The sequence below is a fragment of the Burkholderia ubonensis genome, assembly GCF_902833085.1.
In the GTDB taxonomy this organism is placed as follows: Bacteria; Pseudomonadota; Gammaproteobacteria; order Burkholderiales; family Burkholderiaceae; genus Burkholderia; species Burkholderia ubonensis.
The window spans coordinates 96,315-109,697 of record NZ_CADFEB010000008.1 but is presented as its reverse complement, the minus strand read 5'-3'; the positions used below and the strand labels follow the sequence as shown (position 1 = coordinate 109,697).

13 protein-coding genes are annotated in these 13,383 nt (G+C 68.6%); 4 read left to right on the top strand and 9 right to left on the bottom strand.

The annotated features are described in order from the left end of the window. The 6 genes from HWX31_RS22675 to HWX31_RS22650 all read right to left on the bottom strand — a co-directional run. The coding region (locus HWX31_RS22675) for a filamentous hemagglutinin N-terminal domain-containing protein (RefSeq protein WP_208456088.1) at positions 1 to 1,190 on the bottom strand (1,190 nt) is incomplete at its 3' end. Positions 1,191 to 1,341: 151 nt separating this feature from the next. Next, positions 1,342 to 3,045 (bottom strand): ShlB/FhaC/HecB family hemolysin secretion/activation protein, encoded by a 1,704-nt coding sequence (locus HWX31_RS22670; RefSeq protein WP_244143810.1) that lies wholly within the window; start codon positions 3,043 to 3,045, stop codon positions 1,342 to 1,344. Positions 3,046 to 3,413: 368 nt separating this feature from the next. Further along, complete coding sequence (locus tag HWX31_RS22665; protein ID WP_174964583.1) at positions 3,414 to 4,682, bottom strand: RNA polymerase sigma factor; 1,269 nt, start codon at positions 4,680 to 4,682, stop codon at positions 3,414 to 3,416. Continuing rightward, complete coding sequence (locus tag HWX31_RS22660) at positions 4,679 to 5,095, bottom strand: VOC family protein (protein WP_174964551.1); 417 nt, start codon at positions 5,093 to 5,095, stop codon at positions 4,679 to 4,681. The genes HWX31_RS22665 and HWX31_RS22660 overlap by 4 nt, the downstream gene beginning before the upstream one ends. A 26-nt stretch (positions 5,096 to 5,121) precedes the next feature. Further along, positions 5,122 to 5,544, bottom strand: a complete 423-nt coding sequence (locus tag HWX31_RS22655) for a YciI family protein (protein WP_174964550.1) — start codon at positions 5,542 to 5,544, stop codon at positions 5,122 to 5,124. Positions 5,545 to 5,673: 129 nt separating this feature from the next. Next, a complete protein-coding gene (locus HWX31_RS22650; RefSeq protein ID WP_010089082.1) occupies positions 5,674 to 6,027 on the bottom strand; it encodes a YciI family protein in 354 nt (117 codons plus the stop codon). Positions 6,028 to 6,307: 280 nt separating this feature from the next. Here HWX31_RS22650 and HWX31_RS22645 point away from each other — a divergent pair, with 280 nt between their 5' ends. The 4 genes from HWX31_RS22645 to HWX31_RS22630 all read left to right on the top strand — a co-directional run bounded on the left by HWX31_RS22645 (position 6,308) and on the right by HWX31_RS22630 (position 10,651). Then, complete coding sequence (locus HWX31_RS22645; protein WP_174964549.1) at positions 6,308 to 8,203, top strand: ExeM/NucH family extracellular endonuclease; 1,896 nt, start codon at positions 6,308 to 6,310, stop codon at positions 8,201 to 8,203. 188 nt (positions 8,204 to 8,391) lie between these two features. Continuing rightward, positions 8,392 to 8,778, top strand: coding sequence for an ElaB/YgaM/YqjD family protein (locus HWX31_RS22640; protein WP_174964548.1), 387 nt, complete (start codon positions 8,392 to 8,394; stop codon positions 8,776 to 8,778). A 51-nt stretch (positions 8,779 to 8,829) separates the two neighbouring features. After that, a complete protein-coding gene (locus HWX31_RS22635) occupies positions 8,830 to 9,414 on the top strand; it encodes a BPSL1445 family SYLF domain-containing lipoprotein (protein ID WP_059618223.1) in 585 nt (194 codons plus the stop codon). A gap of 184 nt (positions 9,415 to 9,598) precedes the next feature. Further along, positions 9,599 to 10,651: an AI-2E family transporter gene (locus HWX31_RS22630; RefSeq protein WP_174964547.1), complete on the top strand. Its 1,053-nt coding sequence runs from the start codon at positions 9,599 to 9,601 to the stop codon at positions 10,649 to 10,651. A gap of 117 nt (positions 10,652 to 10,768) precedes the next feature. On the opposite strand, the gene HWX31_RS22625 is transcribed toward HWX31_RS22630, so the two are convergent. The 3 genes from HWX31_RS22625 to HWX31_RS22615 form a co-directional block, all read right to left on the bottom strand. Continuing rightward, positions 10,769 to 11,278, bottom strand: coding sequence for a hypothetical protein (locus HWX31_RS22625; RefSeq protein ID WP_174964546.1), 510 nt, complete (start codon positions 11,276 to 11,278; stop codon positions 10,769 to 10,771). Positions 11,279 to 11,503: 225 nt separating this feature from the next. Further along, positions 11,504 to 12,520, bottom strand: a complete 1,017-nt coding sequence (locus tag HWX31_RS22620) for an NADP-dependent oxidoreductase (protein WP_174964545.1) — start codon at positions 12,518 to 12,520, stop codon at positions 11,504 to 11,506. Between the two features lie 39 nt (positions 12,521 to 12,559). Beyond that, on the bottom strand, positions 12,560 to 13,348 hold the full coding sequence (locus HWX31_RS22615; protein ID WP_045564547.1) for an SDR family oxidoreductase: 789 nt from the start codon (positions 13,346 to 13,348) through the stop codon (positions 12,560 to 12,562). Between the last annotated feature and the right edge of the window lie 35 nt (positions 13,349 to 13,383).

The following is a 13,383-nucleotide window of genomic DNA, read 5'->3' as shown; positions in this document are numbered from 1 at the left end:
ACCGGCGGTTCCGGATCGACCGGCGGCTTCGTTTCCGCGACCGGCGGTTCCGGATCGACCGGCGGCTTCGTTTCCGCGACCGGCGGTTCCGGATCGACCGGCGGCTTCGTTTCCGCAACCGGCGGCTCCGGATCGACCGGCGGCTTCGTTTCCGCAACCGGCGGCTCCGGATCGACCGGCGGCTTTGCCACCTCGTCATCGTCCGTCCAGTTCCCGCCAATCTGCAGGCCGGACGGAACCGACAGCTTCTTCGCGCCCAGCGACCCGCCGTTCGAGAGCCGGACCTTGCCGTCCGACAACAACGTGATCGAGCCCGTTACCGCCTCGACCTTCCCCGAGATATTGATGCCGACGCCGGCCGACGTGCCACGCATGACGATCGATTCCTCGCCATGCACGCTGCCGAGTCGCGACACGTCGATCGCGACGCGCGGCAATTCTCCGCTCGTCGACGCATCGAACGACATCGCCTGCGGATCCTCGATCGCCGCCGTCCCCTGCTGTGCGACCGCGACCAGTTTCTTCGCGTGCAACGCGGCGTTCACCTTCAGGCTGCGCGACACGAGATCGAGCTGATCCATATTGCGTGCGTCGAGCCCGGCGCCGTCGATCGTGATGCGGCCATCCTCGGTCCGGAACCGCGCGACGTGGCCCTCCTCGTCGAATTCCGTCGTGCCCGCGACGAGCGACACGCGGCTCGCATTGATGAAGCTCGCGCCGTTCACGCTGATCCCGTTCGGGTTCGCGACGATCACGCGCGCCTGCTGCCCCGCGACTTCCGTCGTGCCCGCGAGCACCGATGCGTTACCGCCCACCACCTGGTTCAGGATCACCTGCGCCGCCCGGCCGCCGAGCCGCGCGTTGCCGTCGATGCTGCCCGCCAGTTGCGTGTTCGTGCGGGTCACGCTGTTGTTCAGCACGAGGTTATTCTGGCCAACGTTGTAGTCGGTGAAGCGGTTGGTCGAAATGCCGGCGGCATCCGGTGCGTTGATGTCGACGATCGGCGTGCCGTTCGGCGCGGTGCCGAGGCCTGGGCGGTTGGCCGCGCCCGGATCCACGACGAGCCCCGGTTGCGCGTACGCGGGCTGCGCCGCGAGAATCGGCATCGCGAGCGTCAGCGCCGCGGCAAGCGCGGTACGCGCGAATGGCGTCGCCGCGCGCTGGCGAGGGTGTTGTTGTTGATGTTTCATGGTCTTCTCGGTTTCCTGAAGATGAAAGGACGGGCGTGGCACAGGCCACACCGGACCGGGCCGGTCCGTCGATCGGCCGATGGGCGAGCGAGCGTGCTTACATGGCGATTCCCTCCGTGACGTACGGCGGGCGCGAACGCGCCTGCAACGATCAGAAGCGGCTGGTGAGCGACAAGGCAAGCGTGGGTTGCGCGGTTTTCAGTGCACCGGGCTTGCAAAGCGGCACGCCGAGCGCGACGTCGTAGCCGAGCATCCGATAGCCGCCGCGCACGCCGAGCGCGGCGCCGACCAGCGTGCGCCCTTCCCGACCCGCGCCTTCGCGCGAGCCCGCGCCCGTGACCAGGCCGGCGTCGAGCGCGACATAGGCTTCGTGCGAGCCGAACCACGGCGTCGCCAGTTCGTTGCGCCAGAACCAGCCGCTGTCGCCGGCGAGCGTCTGGTTGCCGTCGAAACCGCGCACCGTGTAGCGGCCGCCGATCTGCAGGTATTCGGTCGACGGCAGCGCGCCGGGCGCGTACTGAAGCTGAAGGAATCCGCGATAGCCGAACGGACGTGCGCCGATCCGGAACGGCGCGTCGGCGCCGAGCGCCGCGGTGTACACGCGATAGCGGCCGTCCCATGCGGGCTGCCCGTTGACGCGCCCGGAGAAGGCGCTCAGCCCGGCGAGGCTCGAGCGCATGCCGATGCTCGCGTCGACGGTTCCGCGCCCGAGCTTCTCGCGATGTGCTGCGCTCACTTCGTAGCTGACGATGTCATGGCGAAACACATCGAGTTCGGTCATGCCGAACCACGAGCGGTCCTCGCGGCGCGCGAGCCTGAAGCGGAGCGTGGTTTTGCCGTGACCGGAGCGATACGGCACGTAGCCGACGCTGGCCTCATAGCGACGGGTACGCTGGCGGAGCGGCGGCATGGCCTCGTCGGGCAGGTCGGCCACCAGCGTCTGCCGGTTCGTCCACTCGCTGACGCCGAGCGAGAACGACGCATAGCCGATCGGCACGTTCCATGCGACGCTCTTCGCCTGCGAGCCGAGCGACTTGTTGCGCAGCGCGGCGTCGGTGTTGTAGGTGACGATCAGTTGATCGTAGAGCCGCAGCGGCGAATCGATCGCGACGATCGCGCCGAGCTGGTTGCGGCCGGTCGCATCGAGCCCGCCGTTGTCGGCCGTCGCGACGAAGCGAACGCGGCGCGCATCGTCCGGATGCCGGACGACGATGTCGGTCTCGCCAAGCGACGCGCCCGGAACCAGATCAAACGCGGTGGCCGCCTGACCGGGCAGACGGCGTACGTTCTCGAGCGCCTGATCGAGATCGCGCACGTTCAGCAGCGCGTGCCCGCCACGCGGAAACAGCATCGGCGCCCAGCCGATCCGGCCGCGCGCATCGTCGATCGCGCCGATGCGGCCCGGGAGCACCTCGATGATCAAGCGTCCGGTCGACAGGTCCTGCGACGGAATGCTGACGAGCGACGTGATGTAGCCGCGTTCGATGAGACGGCGACCGACCCATTCGCGCAGCAGGCTCAATCCGTTCCGGCCGATGCATGCGCGCTCCAGCGGGAATGCGTCGCGCAGCCACGGGAATGCGTCGACGCCGCGCCAATCGATCGTGTGAATGGCGAAACACGGTGTTTCGGCCGGCAAGCGCAGTGCGTGGGACTCGCCCGACGGCTTCGCGGACAGCACGTCCGGCCGGTCGAGCATCTGCTGCCGGATCTCGTCGAGCTGTTGAGCCTGGTGGCGCTGCGCATTCAGCGGCGGCGCACCGGGCCCGGGCGTCTGCGCAGACGCGGCAACGGCAAACGCCAGCAGATGCGCGGCGCACAGCGCGCGACCCGCGAATGCAGTTGCGCGCCGCACATCGGCGAGCCGGATCTGCTCGTCATCTTTTTTGTTAATTATCCTTAACACCCCGACACCGCCAATCTCGCAATACGTCAATCACGCGCAGATTATGCGGAATCGAATTATCCAATTTCAATCAAAAGCATTTTATTGAAATCAAATTCGTACTTGTCTCATGTTTTTTTAACCATCCGATTAGGACATTTCATTGAAATTATCAAAATATTGGCTAATCACATCAAGATGACTCGACTCGTGCGCATCGACTCGCCGCACGTCCGGCCCCGCGTGGGCCGGCAAGCTGCCGCTCGTCGTCGCACCCGGCCCGCTCTGGCTCGTCAGCATTTCCACCGCCGGCGCGCCGCGACGGCGCGCGCTTCATTTCACGCATCTGTCGCACGCTTGAGCAGCAACTCGCGTTCGCGCGCGTTGCGGGTCAATTCCGCCGCGCGGCGGAATTCGGCCTTCGCCTCGTCGGTGCGCCCGAGCTTCGCGAGCAGGTCGCCGCGCACGCTCGGCAGCCAGTGATAGCGCGCGAGCGCCGGGTCGTCGCGCAGCGCGTCGACGAGCTCGAGCGCCGCGGCCGGCCCGAACGCCATGCCCACCGCCACCGCGCGGTTCAATTCGACGACGGGCGACGGCGCGACCTCCGCGAGCGCGTCGTACAGCGCGACGATCTGCGCCCAGTCGGTTTCCGACGCCTGCCGCGCACGGGCATGACAAGCCGCCAGCGCCGCCTGCAGCGCATACGGCCCGCGCACGCCGCCGAGCTTCGTCGCGCGTTCGAGCGCCGCGAGGCCGCGCCGGATCAGCAGCGGATCCCAGCGGCTGCGATCCTGCTCGAGCAGCAGCACCGGGCGGCCCTGCGTGTCGGTGCGCGCATGCGTGCGCGACGCCTGCAGCTCCATCAGCGCGACGAGGCCGAACACCTCGCTGTCGTCCGGCGCGAGCCCCGCGAGCACGCGGCCGAGCCGCAGCGCTTCGTCGCACAGCGCGGGACGCATCCAGTCGTCGCCGGCGGTCGCCGCGTAGCCTTCGTTGAAGATCAGGTAGATCACCTCGAGCACCGACGCGAGCCGCGCCGGCCGCGCGTCGGCCGCCGGCACCTCGAACGGCACGTGCGCCGCCGCGAGCGTGCGCTTCGCGCGCACGATCCGCTGCGCGATCGTCGGCTCCGGCGCGAGGAACGCGCGCGCGATCTCGTCCGTCGTCAGCCCGCCGAGCAGCCGCAGCGTCAACGCGACGCGCGCGTCGGTCGACAGCACCGGATGGCATGCGGTGAAGATCAGCCGCAGCAGGTCGTCGCCGATGTCGTCGTCCTGCGCATCGGCGAGCGCCTCCGCGATGTCGGGCACCACGTGCGCGCCGAGCGCGTCGAACTCGCGGCCCAGCTGATCGCGCTTCGCCGCGTGCAGCGATTCCTGGCGAACCCGGTCGAGCGCGCGGCGCTTCACGGCCGTCATCAGCCACGCAGCCGGGTTGTCGGGCACGCCGTCGACGGGCCAGTGCTCGAGCGCCGCGACGAGCGTATCCTGCGCCAGCTCCTCCGCAACGCCCACGTCGCGCACCACGCGCGCGGCCCGCGCGATGATCTTCGGCGCCTCGATCCGCCAGACGGCCTCGATCGCCCGGTGCGTAGCCGCCTGCGTCACGACGCCGGCCCCGGCGCGGTAGCGTCCTGCGCGATATGCGTCAGCTCCCACACGTGGCCGTCCGGATCGGCGAACGCGTGGCCGTACATGCCCGGATACTCCAGCGGCGGACGCGGCGTCGTGCCGCCCGCCGCGCGCGCCTTCGCGACGACCGCATCGACCTCGGCGCGGCTCTCGCACGACAGGCACGGCAGCACCTGCACATGGGTGGCCGGATCGACGATGGTCTTGTCGGTGAAGGTCTGGAAGAACGGCCTGACGAGCAGCATCGCGAAGATCGCGTCGCTGATCCGGATGCAGGCGCCCTTGTCGTTCGTATAGGCGGGCACCGGCTCGAAGCCGAGCGCCGCATAGAATGCCTGCGCGCGCGGCAGGTCGGCCACCGGCAGGTTGATGAAGATCTGCTTGTGCATCGCTTGCGCTCCTCGTGACGTTGCGTTCAGCGGCCGAAGCCGCGGGCGGCCTGAAGCTCGCGGAACCGCTCGACCGCGTCGCTCGGCGTGAGATCGTCCAGCTCGAACAGCTGGCGCACCTCGATCTCGCAGTCCATCTCCGCGCCGAACGGCGCGGGGAACCGGCGCGTCCATTCGAGCGCCTCGTCGCGCGAGCGCACCTCGATCAGCGTGTAGCCGGCGATCAGCTCCTTCGTTTCCGCGAACGGGCCGTCGACCACCGTGCCCTTGCCGCCGGTGTAACGCACACGCCAGCCGCGCGCGCTCGGCCGCAGGCCGTTCGCATCGAGCAGCACGCCGGCCTTCGCCAGTTCCTCGTGATAGACCGTCATCGCCTCGACCAGCCGGTTGTCCGGCAATGCGTCGGATTCGCTGACAGCGTTCGCCCGGATCATGATCATGAATCGCATCGTTCGCTCCTTGTTTCGATGGTCGGAGGCACCGCGCGTCGGCGCCCTATCCGAACGACGCGCGAGTCGCGGGCGGATCGACGCGCGGCACGACGAATCAGGGTAAACACCAAGGCGATCCGCTCGGTGTCAAAGGAAACACGGGCCGACCGCGCGCACCTCGACCGTGCACCACTGCGCGGCGGGGCACTGGCGCGCGATCTCGACCGCTTCCGCGTGCGTATCGACGTCGACGAGGAAGAAGCCGCCGACCATCTCCTTCGCCTCCGCGAACGGCCCGTCGATCAGGCGCGTCTCGCCGTCGCGCACCTGCACGCGCGTGCCGCGCTCCGACGTTTCGAGCGATTCGACCGCGCGCAGCACGCCGCGCGCCTTCAGGCCCTGGGCGAAATCCTGCATCCGCGCGTAGAGCGACTGCCCTTCCGCGAGCGTGCGCCCGGCGCGCTGGCCGGTCGGTTCGACAATCAACAGCATGTACGCCATGAAATTCTCCTCTGAATAGTCCGGTGGTGCGGCTGCGGACGCCGGGCACGCCGCATGGCCCGCTTCGTCGACGGCCCGCCATTCTGGGCCGGCGCCGCCCGGCGGTCCATGCGACAAGCCCGGCGCGAACGCCCGAACGCCTTCACGCGAGCGCATTGCGACATTCTCCGCCTGACGGTCGCCGCCCGACACCTGTCCGAACGGCCTGTTCCGACCACTTTCTTACATTTTCCTGTCACCATGCGGCCCTGACTGTTCGATTTCTTCAGCGAGTCGCGCCATGCATCACTCATTGCCGTCATACGCTCTTGCCGCCTTCGTCGTCTCATCCGCCCCGGCGCTCGCGGCCGCGCCGCCGGTCAGCGCCGGCTGCGGCGGCGCGACGACGCCCATCGCCGCGATTCAGAACGGCGCCGGTCCGTCGCCGCTGGCCGGGCAGACGACGTCGATCGAAGCCGTCGTCACCGCTGACTTCGGCGGCGCCGACGGCTTCGGCGGGTTCTTCGTCCAGCAGGCGGACGCGGAGCGCCTGCGCCGGCCGGGCGTGTCGGAAGGCCTGTTCGTCTATGCACCGAAGGTGCGCGCGACGGCCGGCGACGTCGTCCACGTGACCGGCAGGATCGAGGACAAATACGGCCAGACGCAACTCACGCTGTCGGGCGGAATCGCCGTCTGCGCACGCGGGCGGACGGTCACGCCGGCGACGCTCACGCTGCCGGTCGACGCCGCGTCCGTGTTCGCGGCTCACGCGGGCATGCTCGTGCGGCTGCCGCAGACGCTGACGGTCAGCGATACCTACGAACTGGGCCGCTACGGCAGCATCGTGCTCAGCAACGGCCGGCTGCGCGCGCCGACGCATCTCGTCGATCCGGCCCGGGCCGCCGCGCAGGCGGACGCGAACGCGCGCAACCGCATCGTTCTCGACGACGGCTCGACCAGGCAGAACCCCGCGACCGTGCGCTACCCGCCGCCCGCGCTGAGCGCCGCGAACACGCTGCGCGCCGGCTACACGGTGCGCGGCGTCGAGGGCGTGCTCGAGCGGCGCTACGACACGTGGCGGCTGCAGCCGGTGCCGGGTGCGGCCGCGCCGGTATTCGAGCGCGCGGCGAATCCTCGCACCGGCGCGCCCGTGCGGCATCCGGACGCCGACGTGCGGATCGCGTCGTTCAATGTGTTCAATTACTTCAACGGCGACGGCCGCGGCGGCGGCTTCGACGCGCCCGCCAACCGCGGCGCGAAAACGCCGGCCGATTTCGCACGGCAGGAAGCGAAGATCGTCGCGACGCTGCGGGCGCTGCGCGCGGACGTGATCGGCCTGATGGAGATCGCGAACAACGGCTACGGCGACGCCAGCGCGGTGCGCCGCCTGGCCGCGCAGCTCGGCGACGGCTGGCGCGTGGTCGAACCGGGCGCCGCGCGCCTTGGCGGCGACGCGATCGCGGTCGCGCTGCTCTACGACAGCCGTACGGTCGAACCGGCCGGGCGCGCGGCGACGCTCGCGATCGGCAACCTGAACCGTCCGCCGCTCGCACGGACCTTCACACGCATCGGCGGCACGCGCGCCGTCACGGTTGCGGTCAATCACCTGAAGTCGAAGAACTGCCCGAACGCGGCGGGCGCCGATCTCGATCAGGCGGACGGCCAGGGCTGCTGGAACGCGACCCGCACGCGCGCGGCCGAACGCATCGCCGGCTGGCTTGCGGGCAATCCCACCGGCGCGACCGCCGAAGGCGTGCTGCTGATCGGCGACCTCAACAGCTACGCGAAGGAAGATCCGATCCGTGCGCTCGAAGCGCGTGGCTTTGCGAACCTCGTCGCGCGTTTTCACGGCGACGACGCGTACAGCTACGTGTTCGGCGGCGAAGCGGGCTACCTCGACCACGCGCTCGCGACATCGACGCTCGCCGCGCGCGTGAAAGCCGTGCACGTCTGGCACATCAACGCCGACGAACCGGTCGCGCTGCAATACACGCCGGGCTACAAGACGCGCGAGCAGCAATCGCGCTACTACGCGCCCGACCCCTACCGCTCGTCGGACCACGATCCGGTCGTGATCGATCTCGCGCTCGAGGATCGCGCCTGCGGCCATCGCCGGCGCAATTTACCTGCATCCCTTACAAATTCCGTCACTTTTACCTGCGCGACGGATTCGCCCGAATCGGCCGCGCGTCGTTGACTGCACGCCGACCTTGCGGGCGAAAAAAAATTCTCCTCCCGTCGCGCCATGCCTGGCGGGGCTTTGCGCGCCGTGCACCGACAAAACTGAAAGCGTGTGACGAAACTCCCCCGCATCGTGCGAATCACACAAATTGGAGCGGCTTTTTCGTGTCTTCAATTCTGCTTGGTTCAAGGAGGATGAACATCATGGCGCTCACCGACTCGATCGAACACAAGCTTGACCGCGGCCTGTCCGACATCCGCCGCACCGGACGCCGCATGGGGCGCAGCACCCGTTCCGCTGCGCGTAACCTGAACGCGGATACGCAGGACGATCTGCGCGAACTCTTCGACGAACTCGAGGATTTGTTGAAGAACGATGGAGACGGCGACATCGCAGCGTTGCGCAAGCGCGTGCAGTCCCGTCTCGACGAAGCGCGCAGCACGCTCGACGTCGCATCACATTCCGCGGCCGCCCGGCTGCGCGATTCCGCCGAGCGCGTGTCGCAGGTCGTGCACGACAACCCGTGGCAAACCGCGGGCGTCGTCGCCGGCCTCGCGTTCGTGGCGGGCCTGCTACTTGCTCGTCGTTGATCCCGATCGGCCATTGCGCCGTTCCCAACCCGACAACGAAGGAGAACAAACATGCGAAAGACTCTCGTGATTCAAGCCGCCGCGGCCGTCATGCTCGGCAGCCTCACCCTCGCCGGCTGCACCACCACCCCCGACAAGAACCCGCCCGCCGCGGCGAGCGCGTCGAAGCGCGAATCGATCGACGCGAGCGTCAACGCGACGCTGTCGCGCCTCTATTCGACGGTGCCGGGCTCGCGTGAACTCGTCGCGAAATCGCGCGGCATCCTCGTGTTCCCGAACGTGCTGCAGGCGGGCCTCATCGTCGGCGGTCAGTCCGGCAACGGCGCGCTGCGCGTCGGCGGCAGCACGATCGGCTACTACAATACGTCGTCGCTGTCGGTCGGCCTGCAGGCCGGCGCGCAGTCGAAGGCGATCGTGTTCCTGTTCATGACGCAGGACGCGCTCGATTCGTTCCGCAAGACGGACGGCTGGTCGGCAGGCGCCGACGCGTCGGTCGCGGTCGTCAAGGTCGGCGCGAACGGCGCGGTCGACACCAATACGGCCACCGCGCCGGTCCAGGTGCTGGTGCTGACCAACGCCGGCCTGATGGGCGACCTGTCGGTGAACGGCACGAAGGTCACGAAGCTCAACCTCTGACGCCGGGCGGCCGTGCGCCGCACCCGCGTCGTTCCTCCAGCGCCGCGTGGCTTCGCCCGCGGCGTTTTCATGCGCACGCCGTCCGCGGCAACTATGACTTCCGCGCCTTTGCGGGCATACTCCGGTTCGGGCCGTCCCGGACACGCGCCGGGCCGACGGATTTCACCCTCACGCGGTTGCCACCATGGTTAGCGGAAACGACCACCAAAAATTCTTCTATCTGCTCCTGTTCGTCGTCACCGTCGGACTCTGCTGGATTCTCACGCCGTTCTTCGGCGCGGTCTTCTGGGGCACCATCCTGGCGATCCTGTTCCAGCCGGTCCAGCGCTGGCTCGCGGCCCGCTTCGGCAAGCGGCGCAATCTCGCCGCACTCCTGACGTTGACCCTGATCATCCTGATCGTGATCCTGCCGCTCGTGTTCGTCGCCGCGACGCTCGTGCAGGAAATCGCGTATGTGTACCAGGAGATCAAGACCGCGCAGCCGAACTACACGCAGTACTACCAGGACATCATCCATGCGCTGCCGACGTCGATCCAGCGGCTGCTCGCGAAATACGGGGTGACCAACCTCACCGGCATCCAGAAGAAGCTGACCGACGGCGCCGCGCAGATCAGCCAGTTCGTCGCGGCCCAGGCGCTCGTCATCGGCCAGAACACGTTCCAGTTCGTGATCAGCTTCGGCGTGATGCTGTACATGGTGTTCTTCCTGCTGCGCGACGGCGGCGAGATCGGCCGCCGCGTGCGCCGCGCGCTGCCGCTCGACGACGAGCACAAGCACCTGCTGCTGTCGAAGTTCACGACGGTTGTGCGCGCAACCGTGAAGGGCAACATCGCGGTCGCGCTCGTGCAGGGCGCGCTGGGCGGGCTGATCTTCTGGATTCTCGGGATCGAGGGCGTCGTGCTGTGGGGCGCGCTGATGGCGTTCCTGTCGCTGCTGCCCGCGATCGGCGCGGGCCTCGTCTGGGTGCCGGCCGCCATCTATTTGCTGATGATCGACGAGATCTGGAAATGCGTGATCCTCGTCGCGTTCTGCGGCGGCGTGATCGGGCTCGTCGACAACCTGCTGCGGCCGATCCTCGTCGGCAAGGACACCAAGATGCCCGACTGGGTCGTGCTGCTCTCGACACTCGGCGGAATGGCGCTGTTCGGCATCAACGGCTTCGTGATCGGGCCGCTCATTGCCGCGCTGTTCATGGCAAGCTGGGACCTCTTCGCGCGCGCCGAACAAGGCGAGTGACGCAAGCCGCGCCCACGGGCGCGGCTTGCAGCACATTATCGCCGGCCGGTTTCGAATCACCGGCTGCGCAATGCAATATCCACATCAGGGCCGGGAAATACGGACGAGTTCCGCCCGTCATGGATGGAGAATCTTCATCACGATCGGCCCCGCCGCGCCGGCATCGGGCGCTGCGACCGTCATCGTTCCGCCATGCGGCCCGACCCGATACGCGCCGTCGGCGCGCGGCGGCACAATCCGCCGGCTCACCGCATCGCGCCACGTCGCGCGTACGCCGGACACTTCCGGCTGCCCCAACGGCGCGCCAAGCACATCGGCCAGCACGATGCGTGCGCCCGGCAAGCGCCGGTCGTGCGCATCGAAAGTCACCGCCACTGAAGCGGCCCGTGCATCGACATCGGCTGCCCGTTCGCTCACGGCGACGGACGGCGCCGCGAGCGTAACGTCGTATTGCGCGACGAGCGCGCCGGAGAAGCTCACCTGCCCTGCCGCATCCGCTCCCGATGCGAACAGCGCGGCACACACGCCCGCCAGCAGCGCGCACAGCGTGCGGTTGCGCGACGCCACGCCCGTTGCGCCCGTTGCGTTCGTGATTGTTGTTGCTTCCCGCTGCCGCGCTGCCTGCATCTGTCGCCTCTCCCTGTGCCGTTCATCCGGAAACGGCGGCGTGACGCACGGGTCATGCCGCCTTGCATGTCGGCATTCACTTTAGGGAGAAGCGTCGGGACAACATATCAGACCAGTCCGAAAACGAGATCGGACAATACAGACAACGTCCAAATATGACGTTTCATGACAATCTGGCCGTCGCGGCAGCACGCGATCGCGCGCGCTGCACTCGGCTCATGCGGCTCACGCGTGCGGATCGACCCGCAGCACGAGCTTGCCGCGATGATCGCCGTCGAACAGGCGGTTCAGCACGTCGGGCGCATTTTCGAGACCGTCGGCGACGGTTTCCTCGGCCTTGAGCCGGCCGTCACGCAGCCAGCCGGCGAGCGTCTGCACGGCTTCGCGGCTGTTGCGATAGTCGAGGATCAGGAAGCCGCGCATCGTCAGGCGCTTAGAGATCAGCACGCTGACGTCATCGGCCGCGCGTCCGCTGTTGTAATTCGCGATCGTGCCGCACAGCGCGATGCGCCCGCCGATCACCATCCGCGACAGCACCGCGCGCATCACGTCGCCGCCGACGTTCTCGAAGTTCACGTGCACGCCGTCCGGCGTCGCCGCCTTCAGCTGCTGCCGGAAGTCGTCGGCCTTGTAGTCGACCGCCGCGTCGAAGCCGAGCGTCTCCGTCAGGTAGCGGCACTTGTCCGGCCCGCCCGCGATCCCGACCACGCGCGCACCGTGGATCTTGCCGATCTGCCCGGCGATCGACCCGACCGAGCCGGCCGCGGCCGATACGACGAGCGTCTCGCCCGGCTGCACCGGCGCGATCTCGGTGAGGCCGTAGTACGCGGTCAGCCCGCTCATCCCGCATGCGCCGAGCAGCGTCGGCAGCGGCAGGCCCGCCTGCGCGGGCAGCTTGACGAGCTGCGCGGCCTCACCGGCCGACACGACCGCGTAGTCCTGCCAGCCGACGAGCCCCTGCACGAGATCGCCTTCCGCGAACGCCGCGGCGCGCGACGCGACGACGCGCCCGATGCCGAGCGCGCGCATCACCTCGCCGATCGCGACGGGCGGCAGGTACTGCGGGACGTCGCTCATCCATACGCGGTTGGTCGGGTCCATCGACAGAACCAACACGCGCACGAGCACCTCGCCGTCGGCGAGCGCCGGCACCGGCGCGTCGACGAACGAGAAGTGTTCGCGGCCGACGCGCCCTTCCGGACGAGCCTTCAGCAGCAATTGGCGGTTGACGAGCGTCGACACGATGTTCTCCTCCTGGGTGTTGGGTTCGGATCGCGCGCGTCAGACCGCGCACATGCCGCCGTCGATCACGAGCTCGGCGGCGGTCACGAAGCGGCTCTCGTCGGACGCGAGATACACGGCCGCATGCGCGACGTCGTCGGGCTCGCCGAGCCGCCGCATCGGAATGCCGCGTGCGAGCCGGCGCGTCGCGTCGCGTTCGCCGAGTTGGCGGAACAGCGGCTCGACGATCCCCGTGCGGATGAACGCCGGATGGATCGAGTTGCAGCGCACGTCGAGCTCCTTGCGCGCGCAATCGATCGCGACCGACTTCGTGAGGCTCGCGACCGCCGCCTTCGACGCGTTGTATGCGGTGAATTCGGGCTCGACCTTGAACGCGGCGACCGACGAGATGTTGATGATCGACGCCGGGCGGCTTGCGCTCAGATACGGCAGCGCGTACTTGCAGCCGAGCACGATGCTTTCGACGTTGATCTCCATCACACGCCGCCACTCCTTCAGCTCGAGCTGGTCGAGCGCGCCGATCGAGCCGACGCCCGCGTTGTTGACGAGCACCGACAGGCCGCCCATCGCGTCGTTCGCCTGCGCGAGCAGCGCCTGCCAGCGCGCGTCGTCGCGCACGTCCTGCGTCGCGGCGAACGCGACCGGCGCGGCATGCCCGGCGTTGAGCTCCTGCGCGAACGCGTCGAGCACCGCCGCGTCGGCGACGTCCGTCAGGAACACCCGTGCGCCCTGCTCGACCATGCGCCGCGCGATCGCGCGGCCGAGGCCGCCTGCCGCGCCGGTGATGTACGCGCACTTGCCTGCGAGGCGTGAAGAAACCACAGTCATCTGTCCGACTCCCGTAAATGATCCGGCGCCGCCGC

Coding starts and splice junctions, on each gene's coding strand:
- HWX31_RS22660 (WP_174964551.1), bottom strand. CDS start 5,095: ATGCACAAGCAGATCTTCATCAACCTGCCGGTGGCCGACCTGCCGCGC.
- HWX31_RS22655 (WP_174964550.1), bottom strand. CDS start 5,544: ATGCGATTCATGATCATGATCCGGGCGAACGCTGTCAGCGAATCCGAC.
- HWX31_RS22650 (WP_010089082.1), bottom strand. CDS start 6,027: ATGGCGTACATGCTGTTGATTGTCGAACCGACCGGCCAGCGCGCCGGG.
- HWX31_RS22645 (WP_174964549.1), top strand. CDS start 6,308: ATGCATCACTCATTGCCGTCATACGCTCTTGCCGCCTTCGTCGTCTCA.
- HWX31_RS22640 (WP_174964548.1), top strand. CDS start 8,392: ATGGCGCTCACCGACTCGATCGAACACAAGCTTGACCGCGGCCTGTCC.
- HWX31_RS22635 (WP_059618223.1), top strand. CDS start 8,830: ATGCGAAAGACTCTCGTGATTCAAGCCGCCGCGGCCGTCATGCTCGGC.
- HWX31_RS22630 (WP_174964547.1), top strand. CDS start 9,599: ATGGTTAGCGGAAACGACCACCAAAAATTCTTCTATCTGCTCCTGTTC.
- HWX31_RS22625 (WP_174964546.1), bottom strand. CDS start 11,278: ATGCAGGCAGCGCGGCAGCGGGAAGCAACAACAATCACGAACGCAACG.
- HWX31_RS22615 (WP_045564547.1), bottom strand. CDS start 13,348: ATGACTGTGGTTTCTTCACGCCTCGCAGGCAAGTGCGCGTACATCACC.